The following is a 19,177-nucleotide window of genomic DNA, read 5'->3' on the forward strand; positions in this document are numbered from 1 at the left end:
TTTCCTATTAAAACTTCACAAGCTCTATTCCTTCAGGTAACTCACTCTCCGTTAAAATACGCAATTCTTTCACACGATCCATTACGTAAGAAGAACGTTTCACAAGCTCTGGATCAATATACGCTGGATGTACCATAATTTCTATCGTTTGTTCATCCTTCACTCTTCCTTTTAACTTGGAAAAGTAATCTTCCGTCACACCATCCGCGTAAAAATCGCTATAAAACACATCAGAAAATGGGCGCACTGCTCTATCTTCCTCACAACGACGAATCGGAACGTTATATTTACTTGCTAACATCTCAAGAACATCGTGTAAAACCTTTAATCCATGCACATGATGATGACTATCTAAATGAGTTGGTGTTAATCCGTAAGATAAAAATTTCTCAATTTGAGCAGTCCATTCTCTCTCAACTTCTTCAGGATTTATATTCCCTTCCCTTACAACACGTTGTTTATGGAACGCCCCATCTTTCCCTACAAGGGATGGTACATCCTTTAAAAGTGGTTCTCCTGCCGTTAATACGAGATGCACACCTACTCCTAACGTTTTATAATCTTTCGCTAAGCGTACGGCATGTTCTGTTCCTGGCATATTCATCATCATTGTCGTTGAATTTACAAGTCCATTTATATGTCCATCAATAATACCATAATTTGTACCTTCTGTAAGACCGAAATCATCTGCATTTACAATCAACTTAATCATCATAATACCTCCTAATAGAATAAAAAAAGCGGGCTAAATAGCGCCGCTTTTTACTTCTCTACCTTTTTAAAGAACTGTGGAAGATATTCTTTATGTGCTTCCAACATTTCATCTAAAATTTGTTTTGCAACTTTATCTGACGGTACAAGTGGATTAATTGTCATAGCAAGCAGCGCCTTATGATAATCCCCTGTAACAGCAGCTTCAATTGTTGTGCGCTCGAATGATTTAATTTGTTGTACTAAACCGCGAACTGGTACTGGAAGATCTCCCACTGCAATTGGTTTTGGACCTTCTTTCGTAATAATACAGTTCACTTCAACAGCAGAATCATGTGGTAAACTTGCAATTGTTCCGTTGTTTCTTGTATTAACAGGCTGGATATCGCCTTTATTATTGTAAATAGATGTAATTAAGCTACATGCTGCATCACTGTAATAAGCTCCGCCACGTTTTTCTAATTGTGGTGGCTTAATATCTAAATTCGGGTCTTTATATAACTCGAATAAATCATTTTCTAATTGTTTTACTACTTCTGCACGTGTACCTTTTTCAATTGAAGCTTCTTTCTCTTCTTCTAACATTTCACGTGTTTTGTAGTAATAACGATGATATGGACATGGAATTGCGCGAAGACCGCGAATAAAGTCTGGCTCCCAATTAAGAGCAGCGATATTTTCCATCGTAATTTGCTTTTCTGGATCTGTTACAAGCTCTAACACTCGATCCATTACACTTACGCCATCTAAATATACGTCTAATCCGTATACCATATGGTTTAAACCTGCGAAATCAACATGTACACGACTTGCATCTACTTCAAGTAATCTCGCAAGACCCATGCGAATTCCGATTGGAACGTTACATAGACCAACTACTCTTTGAATATTTGTATAGCGAAGGACAGCTTCTGTTACCATACCTGCTGGGTTAGCAAAGTTAATTAGCCATGCATTTGGACAAAGTTCCTCCATATCTTTACAAATATCTAAAATAACAGGAATCGTTCTCAGCGCTTTAAATAAACCACCAGGACCATTCGTTTCCTGACCGATTACATCATATTTTAACGGAATTGCTTCATCTTTTGCACGTGCTTCTAATAAACCAACGCGAAGTTGTGTTGTTACGAAGTCAGCATCTTTTAATGCCTCACGGCGATCAAGTGTTAAATGCACTTCGATTGGTAAACCTGATTTTTTCACCATACGTTTCGCTAAATTACCAACGATTTCTAACTTTTCTTTTCCTGCCTCAATATCTACTAACCAAATTTCACGAACAGGAAGCTCATCATAACGTTTAATAAATCCTTCAATTAACTCTGGTGTATAACTAGATCCACCGCCGATTGTAGCAATTTTAATTCCAGTCATGCTTTATTCCCCTTTCGCTTCAAGCTTTTTATAAAGATCGATAAACTCTGCTGCTAATTCTTTTACTGTAATCGCATTCATTAAATGATCTTGTGCATGGATTAAAAGAACACTAATCTCTGTTTTTTCTCCTCTTGCTTCTGATTGTATGAGCTCTGTTTGGAAATGATGCGCTTCATTAATCGCTTCTTTCGCCTTTACCATCGCTTCATCTGCTTCTGCCATTTTCCCCTGTTTGGCAAATTGAAGTGCCTCCATTGCAAAGCTTCTTGCATTACCACTATTTAAAATCAATTGGAATGGAATTTGTTCTGCTGTAGTCATCATAATTACCGCCCTCTCTATTATGGTTCAACCGATTTAAATACCCCTTCAGTTTGAACATGTCTATTAAATTATTATTTTATGAATGATAGTTTGGTGTTCTTATAGATGTTTTTCATCTTTTTGAACATGATATAAAGGTAATTGTTCTGACGAGCTATACAAACTCGTCAGAACAACACTTTTTAAAGTGATACTGAATTGTCGTTTCCTTTTGTTTCAGCTTTCGCAGCCTGTACATACGTACGGTCACACATTAATACGAATGGATAGTAAATAACTACCGCAATTGCAAAGTTTACAAGCTGTAGTACAGCACCAGCAATACTTCCGCCCGCTACAAGATAACCACTAAAGATTGGTGGCATTGTCCATGGAACTAAAGCAACTGTTTTTGGTACCCATCCTAAAGAAATTGCTGTATAAGAAGTAATTACTAATACAACTGGTGTAAGTACGAATGGAATGATTAACGCTGGGTTTAATACAATTGGTGTACCGAAAATAACTGGTTCGTTAATATTGAAGAAACCAGGACCGATAGATACGCGACCTACACCACGAAGTTGCGCACTTTTTGCAACAAGCATTACCGCTACTAAGAATGCTAATGTTGCACCTGATCCACCGATGTATACGTATACATCAAAGAATGGCTTTGTGAAAATGTGCGGTACATCATATGCAGACATACCATCGTTAAATAATTTAATGTTCTTTTCTAGTGCTGGTAAATAGATTGGGTCGATAATACCACCGATAATATTAGGACCATGTAATCCGAAGAACCATAATACGTGAATAAGTAATGCGATAATAATTGCACTTGGTAACGTACCTGCTAAACCTTGTAATGGTAATTGAATTGTTTCAAATACGATTTTATGAATACTTGTTCCCGCTAATTTCACAGCTAATTGAATACTTGCTGTTGCGATTAAAATAACGAATGCTGGAACTAATGCTGCGAAGGATTTCATTACTGCTGGTGGAACACCATCTGGCATCTTAATTGTAATATCTCTTTGAACAAAGAACCTGAATACCTCGGTTACAAGAAGAGCTACAATGATAGAAACGAATAAACCTTGTGATCCTGTCCAAGCTAAATCAATACCGCCTTCTTTTGGCGTTGTCGGAGATATAATAATTAATGCACCGAATGTAATAATTGCTGCTGACAACGCGTCTACACCGTAAGATTTCGCTAAATTATAACTTATTCCAACTGCGGCTATGAGAGCTAATATTGCAAAGGACCCTGTCCACATACCACCGCCGATATCTTTCCAAACATCCCCAAATGCACCCTTCATAAGTTTTTGGAATGCATCAACTGGTAGATTATTTATAAGTACTGCAAACGATCCAACTAAAATAAGAGGCATAACTGCGATAAAACCATCACGGATTGCAACTAAATGACGCTGCGATCCGATTCTTCCTGCGACTGGAACTAAATATTTCTCCATAAATGCAATAAATTTTTGCATTTCGCTTCCCCCCTAATTATTTTTTAAGTGTTAGTGCGTGATCTAAAACTGCTTCTCCATTCATCATGCCGTAGTGCATTGGATTAATAACATCAATTCCAACGTTTTTCTCATCAGCAAGCGTTTTCATTGAAGAGAGCATGTAACGAACTTGTGGTCCTAATAATAGTACATCTGCTTGATCGATATTGTTTTTTACTGCATCCCCAGATACAGCCCAAATCTTTCCTTCTAAACCGCGAGCTTTTGCAGCCGCTTCCATTTTTGTAACTAGTAAACTTGTAGACATCCCTGCTGAGCAACATAATAAAATATTCATTTGAAAATCCCCCTTGTGTAGTATAAAAAGTTTATGTTATTTATTTTTCTTTACGCTATTTATTAATGCAATTAGCGTGCCAACTTTTTAAAATCACTAAAATCAGCGCTTTTTCGAGCATTTTCTTTGTGTGTTAACGCTTTCAATTAGTGTGTCCCCCAAAATAACACACAGTGTGTTATAAAACAACACACTTTTAACACATAACTGTATGAAAATAGATTAGTGTTTAGTTGTCTAGTTGTATTTAAAATAAAAAACACTAAAAAATTTTTTCAGCTTGAAAATCCAGTAAAAAAATAAACCTCTCTTGAACACACTCTTCTATCTATTGTCCAAGCAAACTCTACTAAATTACATAGAATAAAATAAAATAACACAATTCGAAAGGGGATTCCTATGCCAAAACATAGAAAACAAAGCAAAATAAAGATTTATAGAATAACAAGCTATAAAAAAGACGAGCGCTCTGAATTAGACTCTGACAAATTTGAACTAGAACAGCAGGAAATAGAAAATAAGCAGGACAAGCACGACAAACAAGACAAACAGGACAAACAGGACAAACAGGACAAACAGGACAAACAAGATAAACCAGGTAAACCAGATAAGCACGACAAGCAGGATAAACAAGACAAACAGGACAAGCACGACAAACAGGACAAACAGGACAAACAAGACAAACAGGACAAACAAGACAAACAGGACAAACAAGACAAACAAGACAAACAGGACAAACAAGACAAACAAGACAAGCAGGACAAACAAGACAAACAAGACAAACAGGACAAACAAGATAAACCAGGTAAACCAGGTAAACCAGGTAAACCAGATAAGCACGACAAACAGGACAAACAGGACAAACAGGACAAACAGGACAAACAGGACAAACAGGACAAACAGGACAAACAGGACAAACAGGACAAACAGGACAAACAGGACAAACAGGACAAACAGGACAAACAGGACAAACAGGACAAACAGGACAAACAGGACAAACAGGACAAACAGGACAAACAGGACAAACAAGATAAACAAGATAAACAAGATAAACAAGATAAACAAGATAAACAAGATAAACAAGATAAGCACGACAAGCACGTACAATCGGAAAATGTAGTCATAGTACCCACAGATTCACACAGCTTAGATATATGGGATGAAATTTCTCTAAAAGAAATACAAGCTGGGGAACACACAAATTTATTTGAAGAAAAAAGTAATTATCAAAATATTAATTTAGTACAAGTCAGCGATGTTCGCCTCTATTTGGACAAACAACTACAATTTAGTTCCGTTGATGAGCAAATTTATCATGAAGCACTTGTGCATCCGATTATGTCAAAGGTAATTGATCCAAAACGTGTTCTCATATTAGGCGGTGGCGATGGTCTTGCCTTACGAGAGGTATTGAAATATGAAACAGTACTACATGTAGACCTTGTTGATCTAGACGAGGCAATGATTAATATGGCGCGTAACGTTCCTGAATTAGTTTCTTTGAACAAAAGCGCATTTTTTGATAATCGTGTGAATGCACACGTATGCGATGCAAAAGAGTTTTTGAATTCTCCTTCCTCTTTATACGATGTAATCATCATTGATTTCCCTGATCCAGCGACAGAGTTATTAAGTACTTTATATACAAGCGAACTTTTTGCTCGTATAGCTACATTCTTAACAGAAGATGGTGCTTTCGTCTGCCAATCTAATTCACCTGCTGATGCACCTCTTGTATATTGGAGTATCGGTAATACAATTGAAAATGCCGGCTTAATTGTAAAAAGCTATCATATAATTGTTCCTTCTTTCGGAACTGACTGGGGATTTCATATTGCAGCTAATTCTGCCTATGTACTCGATCAAATTGAGCAATTATACGTAGTACCAACTCCTCGAACATTACCTTCTCTTCTTTTTCCTTTATTTCAATTTAAAGAAGAACATTTAGATCACCGTAATCTCGTTCTTCTAAACTCAGAATCCAATCTTATCCTACATCAATGTTACAAAAAGGAAATGGAGTTTTGACGATATTATAGTAAGGAGTGCTAACCTATGGAATATTCTACTTTCGGTAAACATATAATAGTAGATTTGTGGGGAGTGGATTTTTCCCTCTTAGATGATATTCACTTTTTAGAACGCCATTTAGTTGTCGCTGCCGACCATTCTGGCGCACATGTTTTAAATGTAAGTACAAAAGAATTCCATCCTTATGGCGTTACAGTATTAGTGTTACTATCAGAGAGCCATCTTTCTATTCACACTTATCCAGAAAAAAACTTTGCAGCAATTGATTGCTATACATGCGGTACAACTGTTGAACCACAAATGGCGATTGATTATATCGTAAATATATTAAAACCGGAGCAGATACAAATAAAAAAATTGATTCGTGGTATAGGAGAAATTGTTACTATCGATTAACTATTTCTCTTACTCATCCGTAAAAAGGAGGATTGCAACTACCATCAGTGGGATGAACACCCACTGATGGTGCGGGCAAATACATAAAAAAACCTTGCATACGCAAGGTTCATTCATTCACTGACATCTTCCTATATAACTCTACAAATTCACTCGCTAATTCCTTTACTGTAATCGCATTCATTAAATGATCTTGCGCGTGCACCATCAGTAAGGTAACCTCTGTCTTTTCGCCACCAGCCTCTTTTTGTATAAGCTCCGTTTGTACACGATGCGCCTCTTTTAATTCTTCTAGTGCTTCTTGTAATTTGGCTTCCGCTTCTGTAAACGCCCCACGCTTCGCGCAATCAATTGCTTCCATTGAACAACTTCTTGCATTTCCCCCATGCAAGATTAGATGAAAAGCTTTCGTCTCTATCGTATCCATTTTAGTTCTTTACTCCCCCTTTTCTTCTGCTAATTTTTGTTTATCCCATATTTTTAAGAATGGTAAGTAAATAAAGAATGCTAGTGCAAAGTTAACAAGTTGCAAAATAACCCCTGAAATTTTCCCACCCGATCCTAAATATCCACTAAAAAGAATAGGTGTCGTCCAAGGTACAGCCGCTCCGCTCGGACGAGCAACTAATCCCCATTCCATCGCAAAGTAAGAAACAAGCGTTAACACAACTGGAACTAATATAAATGGAATAAGTAAAAGTGGATTCATTACAATCGGCATGCCGAACGTCACCATTTCATTAATATTAAAAATACCAGGTGCAATGGACAATCGACCAATACTTTTTAATTGCTGACTTCGTGCAAACAATAACATTCCTACAACTAAAGCAAGTGTTGCACCGGAACCGCCCATATAAATCCATAAATCAAAAAACTGTGCGGTAATCGTATTTGGTACATCTTGCCCTGCTTGAAAAGCAACTCGGTTTTGATCCATTAACGATAACCAAATCGGGCTCATTACACCACCAACAATTGCAGCACCATGAATTCCGCACGCCCAAAGAACATGGACAATAATAACTGCAATTACAGCGCCCCAAAGACTAGCACCAAGTACACTAAGTGGCTCTTGTAGCAGCTTCCCTACAACATTATGAATACTTCCGAAAGTTGTGTGTTCAAAAATCAATCTAATGATCCAAACAACTGTCACAACAATAAATCCTGGAATAAGAGCAGCAAATGAACGTGTTACTGCAGGTGGAACTGTCTCAGGCATCTTTATAATCATTTTTTTCTGTACAATAAATCGGTATATTTCAGTAGATATAATTGCAATAATCATCGCTACAAATAAACCTTGGCTTCCCATTAACGCCGCTGGGATTGCTCCATCTACAATCACACTTTCCTTCGTGCTTGGTATAATATATGCAACTTGAAATGGAGTCGCAAGTAAAAATGTCACAAGCGACAATGCCCCGGATGCTAAAGCATCCACTTTATAATACTCTCCAAGTCTGTAAGCGATTCCAAAAACAGCTATTAAAGCCATTATATTAAAAGTTGCACTAACTGGATACCCCAAAGCTTTCTGCCAACTCTCACCAAACAACCCTGCCATAAAATCATTATAACCTGGTATTGGTAATGCACTAATAATAAGAAAAAATGATCCAATAATTAAGAAAGGCATCGTTAAAATAATTCCATCACGTATAGCTTGCAAATGCCTCTGCTCTGCTACCTTTCCTGCTATTGGCATTACATATTTTTCTAAAAACCGTATCATCTATCCCACTCTCCTCATGGTTTCATTGACAAAGCTGCTTGCAAGATAGCCTCCCCATTACAAAGTCCGTAATGGACGGATTGAATGACATCAACAGGTATCCCTTTCCCCTTACATAGTTCTTTCATTTTCGGTAATAAATAACGTACTTGCGGTCCAAGTAAAAGTACATCTGCTTCATCGATGTGACTATTCACTTCAGAACCTGATACAGCCCAAATCTTTACCTCTATCCCTTTTGCCTGTGCTGCTTTCTCCATTTTTGTAACAATCAAACTGGAAGACATTCCCGCTGCACAGCAAAGCAAAATATTCATCCCGCATCCCTCCCCTTTTTTCTAAACCTAAGTTATGGTACATCCCTTGCTACCACTAGGTTACAAATATATATGTCTAGATTTCTAACTGTATGCCGAGCTTAAAAACAAAAATTTCTCGGTTTTCACGCTATTCCATCTATCGGTATTTTCCTAGTAAAGGGGACTCTAACTCGCTATAATAATTCAGTATGATTTTTTTAATTGATAGGAGGATATATTTATGAAGGCATATCGCTTTCCACTTATTTTATTATCTTCTATCCTAATTGGTGGTTTCATTGGTTATTTCATGGGTGCCGATGCAGTTGCTTTAAAGCCGCTTGGTGACATTTTCTTAAACTTAATGTTTACGATTGTTGTACCGTTAGTGTTCTTTAGCATCGCGTCATCTATTGCTAATATGGATGGATTAAAACGTTTCGGTAAAATTATGTCTAGTATGGCTGGGACTTTCTTATTTACGAGTATTTTAGCTGCTATTTTTATGATTATTGTCGTGAAAGTATTCCCGCCAGCACAAGGTGTTGTATTAGAATTAACACAACCTGACAAAGCTGAAAAAGCAGTTAGTGTTGCAGATCAAATCGTTGGTATTCTAACAGTATCTGACTTCTCGAAGTTACTATCTCGTGAAAATATGTTAGCTCTTATTTTCTTCTCTATTTTAATGGGGATTGCAACTTCAGCAGTTGGTGAAAAAGGAAAACCATTCGCTACATTCTTACAAGCTGGTGCAGAAATTTCAATGAAAGTCGTATCTTTCATTATGTACTACGCTCCAATCGGACTTGCTGCTTACTTCGCAGCATTAGTTGGCGAATTCGGACCACAACTTCTTGGAACTTACTTCCGAGCAGCAATGGTATACTATCCAGCATCTCTAATTTATTTCTTTGTATTCTTCACTTTCTATGCATACCTTGCAGGTCGCAAACAAGGTGTTCAAATATTTTGGAAGAACATGGTCTCTCCTACAGTTACATCTCTTGCAACTTGTAGTAGTGCCGCAAGTATTCCAGCGAACTTAGAAGCAACGAAGAAAATGGGTATTTCTTCAGACGTTCGTGAAACAGTTGTCCTTCTCGGATCTACACTTCATAAAGACGGCTCTGTTTTAGGCGGGGTATTAAAGATTGCTTTCTTATTCGGTATTTTCAACATGGAATTTGAGGGACCAAAAACATTAGCAATCGCACTTGTCGTTTCTCTATTAGTAGGAACAGTAATGGGTGCTATTCCAGGCGGAGGTATGATTGGGGAAATGTTAATCGTTTCTCTATATGGATTCCCGCCAGAAGCACTGCCAATTATCGCAGCAATTAGTACAATTATTGATCCTCCTGCAACGATGTTAAACGTAACAGCAGATAATGCTTGTGCCGTAATGACAGCTCGCCTTGTAGAAGGTAAAAACTGGATCAAAAATAAATTTGCTTAATAAATAAAAAGAGGATGCTCTAAACGAGCATCCTCTTTTTGTCGTTATTTGTTGATAAGTCGATATCCCTTGTCGAAACGTCGATATATTGAAAAAATCGTTGATATATTTGAAGTTATGATAGATATATTCGAAGAATCGTTGATATATTTGAAGTTATAATAGATATATCCGAAAAATCGTTGATATCTCCTCTTGCCACAAATTTGTTAAAATCTTCACAAATATTCCACACCTCTCATCCTTACTCCGTACTATAATCATGTATGGAAAAGGAGATGGAAACAATGACACAAAGCGCACCGGAATTTAAAGTTTTGCAAAGCATTGCATTTCTTGCTGTCGTTTTGCAAAGTTCCTTATTATATACAATGAATCAAGGAAATGTCTTACTTGAACAATCCCTCATTATGGGTATGCTATTTAATCTCGCAAAGTTTTCAGCACCTGCATTCATATTTATCGTTGGGTTTCACCTAATTCGTCACTATACAAAGCAATTAGTATACAAAGAATATATTTCTGAAAAAGCCACACACCTACTCATTCCCTATTTCTTTTGGTCTATTCTTTACTTATTAACAACAAACGGTATTATGACATTACAAGGCGGGATAAAAAGTTTACTACTCGGAACAGCCGCACCGCATCTTTGGTACGTTATTATGATGTTCCAAATTCATTTATTATTCCCTTTACTATGCACACTATTTTATTGGTTTCAAAAACGAACAGAAAATAAAAAAGACATATATAAATATATGACCATCTTTGCTTGTCTATATTTCCTTTTAATGTGGTACTCCTCTCACTACATTTTTAATGGAGAGAAATTGACTAGTTCAACCATTTTACATTATACAGATCGTTCCTTCTTCTTCTACTCGTTCTATTTCGTTATGGGCGGAATCGCTGCTGTATCATTAAAAACTTGGCGTATATTTGTCATGAAACATATCCCGCTTATCACAATATTATTTTTCATCTTATTTTTATTCATCAATTATGAGTTATTTAGTTTTTACGGAGCAAACTCTATTCATTTAACCGTTTCTACTTATTTAAAACCGTCTATGTTTTTATATATCGTTTGTGAAATTATGATACTGTACGTGCTATCTATTACAATCGTACAGCGACGCGGTTTCTTATATAAAGCTTTACGATTTATCGGAAATTACACGTATGGTGCTTATTTAGCTCACTTTTTCTTCTTGCAACTATGTACAAAATTCCTTTCTTTATTCACACTGCAAGAAAACACAATATTATATAGCCTATTATTATTTACAATAACGGCTACAATCTCGATTTCAGCAATGGCCATTTGCAGTACACTACCACTTCATACGTGGATTACAGGACCTTCTCCTACAACAAATATAAAGTGGGCGAAGATCATACTTCGGAAAAATCACGAAAAAGTATGCAAACCATATCTTTGATATAATAGAATTCCATACAAGAAAAGAAAGTAGGATACACCTATGATTAATCAAATTGGACAAATTATGTTATATGTAAATAATCAAGATGAAGCCGTACAATTTTGGACTGAGACAGTAGGATTCCAAATTATTGCGGAAGAAAATAACGGAAAAGGATTCCGCTGGATTGAAATTGCACCGGCGAAAGAAGCAGGAACAAGCATCGTCCTTCACGATAAAGCGTTAATCGCGAAGATGCAACCTGAACTAAATCTTAATACACCTTCACTTATGTTCTTCTCAAATAACTTAGACCGTCTATATAAAGACCTTTCTGAGAAAAATGTCACAGTTGGACAAGTTGTAAATTTACCTACTGGTAAAGCATTTAATTTTGCTGATAATGAAAATAATTACTTTGCGGTAATGGAACGAAAATAAAAAAGAAGCTATCCGAAAAAATCGGATAGCTTCTTTCATTTTAAGAAACTTGTTCTGTATTCGTTTCTCTATGCTGTATATGACTCGTAATCCAAGCAATTCCACCAGCAACAACGAGGTAACATAACAATATTAAAATTTGCATTCGTAATTGCGACCAATCCCCTAAAGAAATAACATCTTGTAATCCTCTAAGAGAATGTGACATTGGAAGAAACTGTCCGATTTTGCTAAGAACAGCTACGTTTAATTCTCCTGGGAAAGTCCCCCCACTCGTCGCTAATTGCAAGACGAGAAGTGTTACTGCCGCGAATTTCCCAACAAGACCAAATACCGTTACTAACATAAGAATAAACGTCATGAACGTAAAGGAAATAACAATACTTGATAAAACAAAGAGCGGTACACTTGCAACTTCTAATTTCATGGCTCCTAGCACAACAACATCTACAAGTAGCGCTTGAATGAGCCCAATTAAATATACTAATCCTAGTTTATTAATAAAGTGTACCGTTCCACTTACCTTCATATTTTGTCTACGGCCAAGCGGTAAAATATTTGATGCCATAATTCCGCCGACATAAAATGCAAGTGATAAGAAATATGGTGCAATACCTGAACCGTAGTTAGGTACGTCAGAAACTGTTGACTTCACTAATTGAACTGGCTCCGAGAACATCGTATTGCGTGCATCATCATTGCGAACATCCGCTATCTTCTCTGCGCCCTCTCCTAATTTCATAGCAAGTTCTTTCGCACCGTCGTCAAGTTTAACAAGGCCATTCACTAACTTGCCAGCGCCATTATTCAGCTCTGTTCCACCACTCGCAAGCTGATTTACACCTTCTTGTAATGATGTAAATCCATTGCCCCACTTCGTAAATCCATCAGCTAGATTTGCCGCACCATCTGCTATCTTTTTCGTTCCAGCAGTAGCTTCATTTAACTTAACTCCGAATGTATTCATGCCTTCTTCAACTTTACGCTGACCGTCAGCAAGCTTCTTCGCGCCTTGTGTCAATTGTTGTTGGCCATTATTTAAAGTATTTGTTGCTTTAGCTAACCCATTAGAAGTAGCAACGATTTTTTGAAAAGCAGGATCTTGCTGTGCTTCTGGATGACTTTTCATGTACTCCTCTAATTGCTTCTTCACACTACTTGCCGCATCATCCGCTTTCACTTGTCCCTCAGCAAGTTTCTCGCTTCCGTTCACCCATTCATTTGTACCAACACTTAATTCACTAACTCCTGATTGTAAAGTTCCTTCACCTTGCGCTAGTAATTCCAAACCACTATGAAGTGATGTCGCTCCTTGACTTAGCTCATTTGCTCCCCCGGTTAAAGCAGATTGACTGGATGCAAGCTTGTCACTTCCCTCTTTCAATTTCGATGTCCCGTCACTTAAACGATCAATACCATCCGCAAGCCGATTTGCTCCATTTTTTGCATCGGTCGTTCCTTCATGTAACTTCTCAGCCCCATTACTTGCATCACTCAATCCTTGTGCCAAATCTTGAAACTTTGAAAAGACACCTTCTGTATAAGATTTCGTAATACTGTTTGAGATTTTTGTTTTCATATTTTCCACAGCTGTCGTTCCAATTTGAGCTGCTACAAAGTTTTTACCTGGATTTACTTTGTAATGCAATTGTGCCGGTTCTGGTTTCTCATCCATAAGTGTACTTACTTTTTTAGAGAAATCTTCCGGAATCGTAACAACCATATAATACTTATCTTCTTTTAACCCTTCATCAGCATTTTTTTCTGATACGAAATGAAAAGCCAGTTCCTTATTCTCTTTTAAATTTTTAACAAAGTCGTCTCCTGCATGAATTGTTTTTTCATCCATTGCAGCACCTTTATCTAAATTCACAACTGCAACAGGTAATTTATCTAATCGTCCGTATGGATCCCAATATCCAGCTAAAAAGAATCCCGAATAAATTAAAGGAACGATTAACAAAAAAATTAAAGCGATACGTCCATGTTTATGGTGCCACATCGCTTTCCAATCTTTAAATACAAGTTGAATTCCCTTCATGAAACATACTCCTTCTCCGAATTTAACACCATTAGAATGGTTTAACAGATTTACTATACACGTCCATTTTCATACTGTATAATACATCTTTAATTATCAATCCATTCCTTTTGGTCTATAGAAAGGAGAGTCAAAATGGAACTTCTTCAACTAAAATACTTTCAAACAGTTGCACGATTAGAACATATGACAAAAGCCGCTGAAGAATTGCATATCGCACAGCCTTCGCTCAGCAAAACAATTGCTAGACTAGAAAAAGACTTAGGCGTCCCGTTATTTGATCGCCAAGGTCGACAAATTACATTAAACTCTTTCGGGAAAGTATTCTTAAAACGAGTAGAGCGCATTTTTCATGAATTAAGTGAAGGCGAACGAGAAATTAAAGATTTAGCTAACTTACAACAAAGCTCTATTACGCTGGCCGTTTCTATTCCAAGAATATTACCAGAACTACTCGGTTCTTTTTTACTAGAACATCCTAACGTTCGGTTCCAACAATTTCTCGCATCTACTCCTTCTATGAAACGACAACTAGATAATATAGAAATTGACTTTTGCATTTCTTCTGTGCCAATTGAAGGCGAGGAGATTATTTGGGAACCACTTATTACAGAAGAAATTTTCTTAGTCGTCCCTTCAGGCCACCGTTTATCAGGACGTGAAAATATCTATCTTCATGAAGTAAAGAACGAACCGTTTATTAGTATGAACACTGGTTATGGATTTCGACACTTAACAGATGAATTTTGTAAAGAAGCTGGCTTCACTCCACATATCGCTTTTGAAGTAGATGAACCAACCGTGATTAGCGACCTTATTAAGCAAGGTCTCGGCATCGCTTTTGTACCAAGTTTAACTTTATTAAAAAACTCTACTTTAGCATTAAATAAATTACGTATTATTGAACCGAATTGCGAGCGAACCATCGGCTTAAGTTGGTCGAAGAAACGCTATCTATCAAAAACTGCCCAGCAATTCCGTGAATTCGTGATTGACTACTTCTCCAATATTAGGTCATAAAATTATATCGATCATAACTTCAAATATATCGACGTTTCGCCAAGAAATATTGATTTATCAACAAATAACGACACAAATAGAAGGTGCCACCCCCATAGGGTGGCACCTTCTATTTCTTACTCTTCTCTAATTCCATTTCAGCTAAAAGTGGTAGTACATTATCAAAAATATGCGTATTATTATTTTCGCCTGTTACGTACCCACCGTAATATCTACTAAATACATTATCATTTCGGAATGTGGCCATATGTTCATACAATTCCGTCGCAAACTTTGTATCACCTGTTTGTAGTACGTACAAAATCGTTAATCCGTAAGCAGCTGGTGATTCATAATCCACAGTTTGTTTTCCCGTTTCTAAATTATAACGGCCGTATAACTTTCCGTCCTTCTGGAACTTCTTCTTTATGAATTCCAAATAAGCATCTGATGAAAGCCCCCCTAAACTACGATGATATGCAACGTATGATTGGTCAATAAGATTCACTTCTTTATCGTACGTAAATGTACCATCTTCCTTATACTCTTTCGGGAATACCCAGCCATGCCTTGGATAATTCGCTAGAAATTGAACCACTTCTTGATACTGCTCAGCAGAAACTTTTCCATACTTTTTCATGTACGAGAATGCATGCGGATTTATGTATGATGTTGTTGCAAAACCACTTTGCTTCCCTGCATCCGCGTCATAATAATCAACGTAATAATTATCTTTCTTATTGTAACGAAGTACAGCATCACTCAATTGATCTGCAAGGTTTTTATAACGATCTTCCTTATACATTTCATAAGCACGATATAATTGTTCTATAATACGAAGATCATCTATAAGTGCATTTGTAGCTGACTGCATTTCTCCCTTTTCAGAGACTTTCCATAAAACGATACGATCCTTATGTACAAAGTTATTTTGAACGACCTTTACTTGTTCATCAAATAACGCTTGATCATCTTTATCCAATGTATATTGTAGCCATAGCCCTGCCGATTCTGATAAAGCTTCACGGCCTTTCGCTTCCCCAGTACCTGCCTTTGTATCTTCTAAACGGTAGGTGGCAAGTGTCCCATTTTCATTCACCATATGTCTTAAAATAAAATGTTCCGTACGGTTTCCTTGTAAGGCTGACCAAAATACAATTCCACCTAAGGCGATTAAGAGAATAACTCCAATCCCTATATATAAACGTTTCCGCAATCTTTTCACCTCCCTAATAAGGCTAACCTTAATTTTACCAGAACATACGTAAATTAAAAAAGACAATCTATTAGATTGTCTCCCGCATTTCTACCCCTCACAAACCTCTTTAGAAGGTCTATATAGTGATTCCACAAGTCGGTCATATTCACGACGTGTAATTTCTTTATTATACAACTTCAATAATAAATCTCTATGCTCTTTTGAAAACGCCATCTTTTTAATGACTTCAGGATACATAAAACACCCTCTCCATTTCACATAAACTTCTCCAACCACAAAATGGAACTTATGTTCGCATAAAAGATTATAAAATATTCCTAGATAAAAAACAAACAAAATATTATTAAACGTTAATTTCTTTCTATTTATAATATTCGAACATCACATTACCATATTCACTTTTTAAATACATATATATTTTTGGCAGTTTATTGAATAAATCTTCCAATTCAATCAGAAAATAATGGCAAAAAAGAAGAGGAGTATATATATGGATACCGTAACATTAGCAAGAGCGTTTTTTGGTTCTTCATTAGCATTCCACATTATCTTTGCAACACTTGGAGTCGGGCTATCTTTGATGATTTTTATAAGTGAGATACTCTATCACTGGAAGAAAGATTCCGACTATGCCATTATGGCAAAAAGATGGACAAAGGCTTTTGCTATTCTTCTCGGTGTAGCAATTCCAACTGGAACAATTGTTGGTGTACAAATCTCACTTCTTTGGCCTGGTTTCGCCAAAATTGTTGGGCAAGTTATTTCTGTTCCCTTTCAAATTGAAATTTTCGCCTTCTTTTTAGAAGCTTTATTCATGTCTATTTATGTATATGCGGCTGATAAATTACCTCCATTCATGAGATTAATCTCACTCTTTTTCGTCATGATTGGTGCCACGGCATCCGCCGTGCTTATTACATCAGCAAATACATGGATGAATACACCCGCAGGCTTTTCCATGGGGCCAGATGGATCGGTTTTTAACGTTGATCCGTGGAAAGCTTTCTTTAATCCGAGCTTTGGCACAAGCGCATTCCACGTCGTTATTACAGCCTATGCGACTGGAGCAGCCGTCATTGCCTCTATCGCTGGATTTAAATTATTAAAGAAGAATGTAAGTGAGCGTGAAGTGGCTTATCATAAAAAGGGACTACTGTTAGGACTCGTCGTGACATTTATTACAGGTGCTACGATGTGGCTTTCGGGGCACGAATCAGCAATCGCCTTACATAAGCATTCACCTGAAAAACTTGCATCTGCTGAAGCTTTATTTGAAACGACATCACATGCTCCCTTATCAATTGGCGGGGTTGTGGATCCTAACACACTTGAACTAAACTATGCGCTGGAAATTCCGAACATGCTTAGCCTTTTAGTGGGACTAGACCCTAGCACCGTCGTAAAAGGTTTAAAGGAATTCCCACAAGAAACATGGCCACCATTTTACACACATACGCTGTTCAACTTAATGGTCGGCACCGCTGCCTTTACCTTTGCAGTTGCAGCAATCGCTCTCTTATATTGGTACTTCGTTTACCGAAAAAAAGGAACCGAGTTACCGAAGTGGCTTCTTTTGGGAGCTGCCGCATGTGGACCAGTTATGATGCTCGGTATTGAATTCGGATGGATTTTCAGCTGTAGCGGTCGTCAGCCGTGGACAATTTATGGTATGCAGCGTACAGTCGATGCTTCTACACGCGCTGATTTCGTCGGTCCTTTATTTATTCTATTCATTATTTTATATATCGGACTCGGTATTTTAACAGTCTTTGTACTACGGACATTCTTTAAGAGACATCCGCTAAAGAATGATTTACATCACCAAGGAGGCGATTCTCGTGCATGAGGAAAGCATTGCAATCATCATCTTATGGGCTCTTATTTTCGTATACAGTATATTAGGGTCCATTGATTTTGGAGCGGGTTTTTGGGGCATGGTATATGCGAAACATCCAACACTTGCTGCCAAGCTTGCCAATCGATACTTATCACCAACTTGGGAAGTAACAAATACGTTTCTTGTCTTTGTCGTTGTCGCTTTCCTTGGTTTCTTTCCGAAAGCAGCCTTTACCCTTGCAACCGTTATGTTCGTACCAGTCATGCTAATTCTAGTACTCGTTGCAATTCGTAGTACATTTATGGTATTTGCTTACTCTCTGCCGAAGTACCAACATCTTCTTCGGATTATTTCAGGTATTACAGGGCTCTTAATTCCAGCCCTATTAATTACCGTTTTACCTGTTACAGAGGGTGCCTACATTACAATGGCTGAAGGAAAAGAAGTACTCCTTTACGGAAAACTTCTTTCTAGTCCTGTTATTTATTGTTATATGCTATTCGGACTAACTTCGGAACTGTTTCTATCTTCTCTCTTTCTCGCGGATTTTGCGAGAGAGCAAGGTTCAGAAGATGCATATAGAATTTATAGAAGAAATGCCATCATACTTGGTCCTGCAACGCTCGTTACGGCAATTATAGCTCTCGTTGTAATGGACCCACAAACACACTGGCTAATGCAAGGATTAATAAAGCAATTCCCATGGTTTACAGTCTCTATCATTTTATTTGTTATCGGCTATTCCTCCCTTTGGTGGACAAATAAGAAATATAGCACACTAGGGTTTCCTCGCATTGCAGTTTTAGCTGTCGTCGCTCAATATGCATTTGCAAGCTACGCTTACGGCGTCGCTCATTTACCGTATATCATTTACCCGGACGTAACTGTATTTACAAGCTTTACAACGGTCGAAACATTCTATGCGCTTCTTATCCTCTACGCAATCGGGATTGCAATTTTACTACCCGGATTCATTTTCTTCTGGAATTTATTCTTGAAGGATCGAACTTTTTTGAAGGAAAAATAACAAAGTGAAACTTTAATCAGTAAGGGTTTTGTTCAT

19 protein-coding genes are annotated in these 19,177 nt (G+C 37.3%); 8 read left to right on the top strand and 11 right to left on the bottom strand.

The features are described 5' to 3' along the window. Positions 1 to 7: 7 nt before the first annotated feature. The 5 genes from chbG to ACUN26_RS22495 form a co-directional block, all read right to left on the bottom strand. Positions 8 to 712 carry a chitin disaccharide deacetylase gene (gene chbG, locus ACUN26_RS22475; protein WP_000593458.1) on the bottom strand — a complete coding sequence of 235 codons (705 nt, stop codon included), beginning with the start codon at positions 710 to 712 and terminating at the stop codon, positions 8 to 10. 50 nt (positions 713 to 762) lie between these two features. Continuing rightward, a complete protein-coding gene (gene celF, locus ACUN26_RS22480; RefSeq protein ID WP_000145755.1) occupies positions 763 to 2,088 on the bottom strand; it encodes a 6-phospho-beta-glucosidase in 1,326 nt (441 codons plus the stop codon). Positions 2,089 to 2,091: 3 nt separating this feature from the next. Then, positions 2,092 to 2,415 (bottom strand): PTS lactose/cellobiose transporter subunit IIA, encoded by a 324-nt coding sequence (locus tag ACUN26_RS22485; RefSeq protein ID WP_000989050.1) that lies wholly within the window; start codon positions 2,413 to 2,415, stop codon positions 2,092 to 2,094. A gap of 182 nt (positions 2,416 to 2,597) precedes the next feature. Continuing rightward, positions 2,598 to 3,905, bottom strand: a complete 1,308-nt coding sequence (gene celB, locus ACUN26_RS22490) for a PTS cellobiose transporter subunit IIC (RefSeq protein WP_001168852.1) — start codon at positions 3,903 to 3,905, stop codon at positions 2,598 to 2,600. A gap of 16 nt (positions 3,906 to 3,921) precedes the next feature. After that, the gene (locus ACUN26_RS22495) at positions 3,922 to 4,224 is read right to left on the bottom strand and encodes a PTS sugar transporter subunit IIB (RefSeq protein ID WP_001023563.1); all 303 of its coding nucleotides are present in this window, start codon (positions 4,222 to 4,224) and stop codon (positions 3,922 to 3,924) included. Positions 4,225 to 4,623: 399 nt separating this feature from the next. Here ACUN26_RS22495 and ACUN26_RS22500 point away from each other — a divergent pair, with 399 nt between their 5' ends. Together ACUN26_RS22500 and speD are read left to right on the top strand one after the other, a co-directional pair. Continuing rightward, positions 4,624 to 6,255: a polyamine aminopropyltransferase gene (locus ACUN26_RS22500; RefSeq protein WP_445540887.1), complete on the top strand. Its 1,632-nt coding sequence runs from the start codon at positions 4,624 to 4,626 to the stop codon at positions 6,253 to 6,255. A gap of 27 nt (positions 6,256 to 6,282) precedes the next feature. Next, the gene (gene speD, locus ACUN26_RS22505) at positions 6,283 to 6,654 is read left to right on the top strand and encodes an adenosylmethionine decarboxylase (RefSeq protein WP_000456812.1); all 372 of its coding nucleotides are present in this window, start codon (positions 6,283 to 6,285) and stop codon (positions 6,652 to 6,654) included. A gap of 109 nt (positions 6,655 to 6,763) precedes the next feature. Here speD and ACUN26_RS22510 read toward each other — a convergent pair whose 3' ends face one another. Genes ACUN26_RS22510 through ACUN26_RS22520 form a run of 3 tightly spaced genes read right to left on the bottom strand, consistent with a single transcriptional unit; the run spans position 6,764 to position 8,709 of the window. Continuing rightward, positions 6,764 to 7,081 (bottom strand): PTS lactose/cellobiose transporter subunit IIA, encoded by a 318-nt coding sequence (locus ACUN26_RS22510; RefSeq protein WP_000379629.1) that lies wholly within the window; start codon positions 7,079 to 7,081, stop codon positions 6,764 to 6,766. A 9-nt stretch (positions 7,082 to 7,090) separates the two neighbouring features. Next, entirely contained in the window at positions 7,091 to 8,392 is a 1,302-nt protein-coding gene (gene celB, locus ACUN26_RS22515) for a PTS cellobiose transporter subunit IIC (RefSeq protein WP_000617765.1), read from the bottom strand. A gap of 14 nt (positions 8,393 to 8,406) precedes the next feature. After that, positions 8,407 to 8,709, bottom strand: a complete 303-nt coding sequence (locus tag ACUN26_RS22520; protein WP_001023559.1) for a PTS sugar transporter subunit IIB — start codon at positions 8,707 to 8,709, stop codon at positions 8,407 to 8,409. 223 nt (positions 8,710 to 8,932) lie between these two features. On the opposite strand from ACUN26_RS22520, the gene ACUN26_RS22525 reads away from it, so the two are divergent. The 3 genes from ACUN26_RS22525 (at position 8,933) to ACUN26_RS22535 (ending at position 12,018) form a co-directional block, all read left to right on the top strand. Then, positions 8,933 to 10,150 carry a dicarboxylate/amino acid:cation symporter gene (locus ACUN26_RS22525; protein ID WP_000649369.1) on the top strand — a complete coding sequence of 406 codons (1,218 nt, stop codon included), beginning with the start codon at positions 8,933 to 8,935 and terminating at the stop codon, positions 10,148 to 10,150. A gap of 287 nt (positions 10,151 to 10,437) precedes the next feature. Further along, positions 10,438 to 11,595, top strand: a complete 1,158-nt coding sequence (locus tag ACUN26_RS22530; protein WP_000194346.1) for an acyltransferase — start codon at positions 10,438 to 10,440, stop codon at positions 11,593 to 11,595. Between the two features lie 42 nt (positions 11,596 to 11,637). Beyond that, on the top strand, positions 11,638 to 12,018 hold the full coding sequence (locus ACUN26_RS22535) for a VOC family protein (protein ID WP_000609842.1): 381 nt from the start codon (positions 11,638 to 11,640) through the stop codon (positions 12,016 to 12,018). A 40-nt stretch (positions 12,019 to 12,058) separates the two neighbouring features. On the opposite strand, the gene ACUN26_RS22540 is transcribed toward ACUN26_RS22535, so the two are convergent. After that, complete coding sequence (locus ACUN26_RS22540) at positions 12,059 to 14,059, bottom strand: YhgE/Pip domain-containing protein (RefSeq protein WP_000676370.1); 2,001 nt, start codon at positions 14,057 to 14,059, stop codon at positions 12,059 to 12,061. 135 nt (positions 14,060 to 14,194) lie between these two features. Here ACUN26_RS22540 and ACUN26_RS22545 point away from each other — a divergent pair, with 135 nt between their 5' ends. Next, positions 14,195 to 15,079 (top strand): LysR family transcriptional regulator, encoded by an 885-nt coding sequence (locus ACUN26_RS22545; RefSeq protein ID WP_000421931.1) that lies wholly within the window; start codon positions 14,195 to 14,197, stop codon positions 15,077 to 15,079. A gap of 109 nt (positions 15,080 to 15,188) precedes the next feature. Here the strand turns inward: ACUN26_RS22545 and ACUN26_RS22550 are convergent, their stop codons facing one another. After that, the gene (locus tag ACUN26_RS22550; protein WP_001231685.1) at positions 15,189 to 16,274 is read right to left on the bottom strand and encodes a hypothetical protein; all 1,086 of its coding nucleotides are present in this window, start codon (positions 16,272 to 16,274) and stop codon (positions 15,189 to 15,191) included. A 90-nt stretch (positions 16,275 to 16,364) separates the two neighbouring features. Beyond that, positions 16,365 to 16,535, bottom strand: a complete 171-nt coding sequence (locus ACUN26_RS22555) for an adhesin (protein ID WP_131710459.1) — start codon at positions 16,533 to 16,535, stop codon at positions 16,365 to 16,367. 232 nt (positions 16,536 to 16,767) lie between these two features. On the opposite strand from ACUN26_RS22555, the gene cydA reads away from it, so the two are divergent. Together cydA and ACUN26_RS22565 are read left to right on the top strand one after the other, a co-directional pair. After that, a complete protein-coding gene (gene cydA, locus ACUN26_RS22560) occupies positions 16,768 to 18,123 on the top strand; it encodes a cytochrome ubiquinol oxidase subunit I (protein ID WP_000381963.1) in 1,356 nt (451 codons plus the stop codon). Then, complete coding sequence (locus tag ACUN26_RS22565; RefSeq protein WP_000544171.1) at positions 18,116 to 19,141, top strand: cytochrome d ubiquinol oxidase subunit II; 1,026 nt, start codon at positions 18,116 to 18,118, stop codon at positions 19,139 to 19,141. The genes cydA and ACUN26_RS22565 overlap by 8 nt, the downstream gene beginning before the upstream one ends. Positions 19,142 to 19,177: the final 36 nt, after the last annotated feature.

Source organism: Bacillus sp. WC2503, assembly GCF_052682895.1.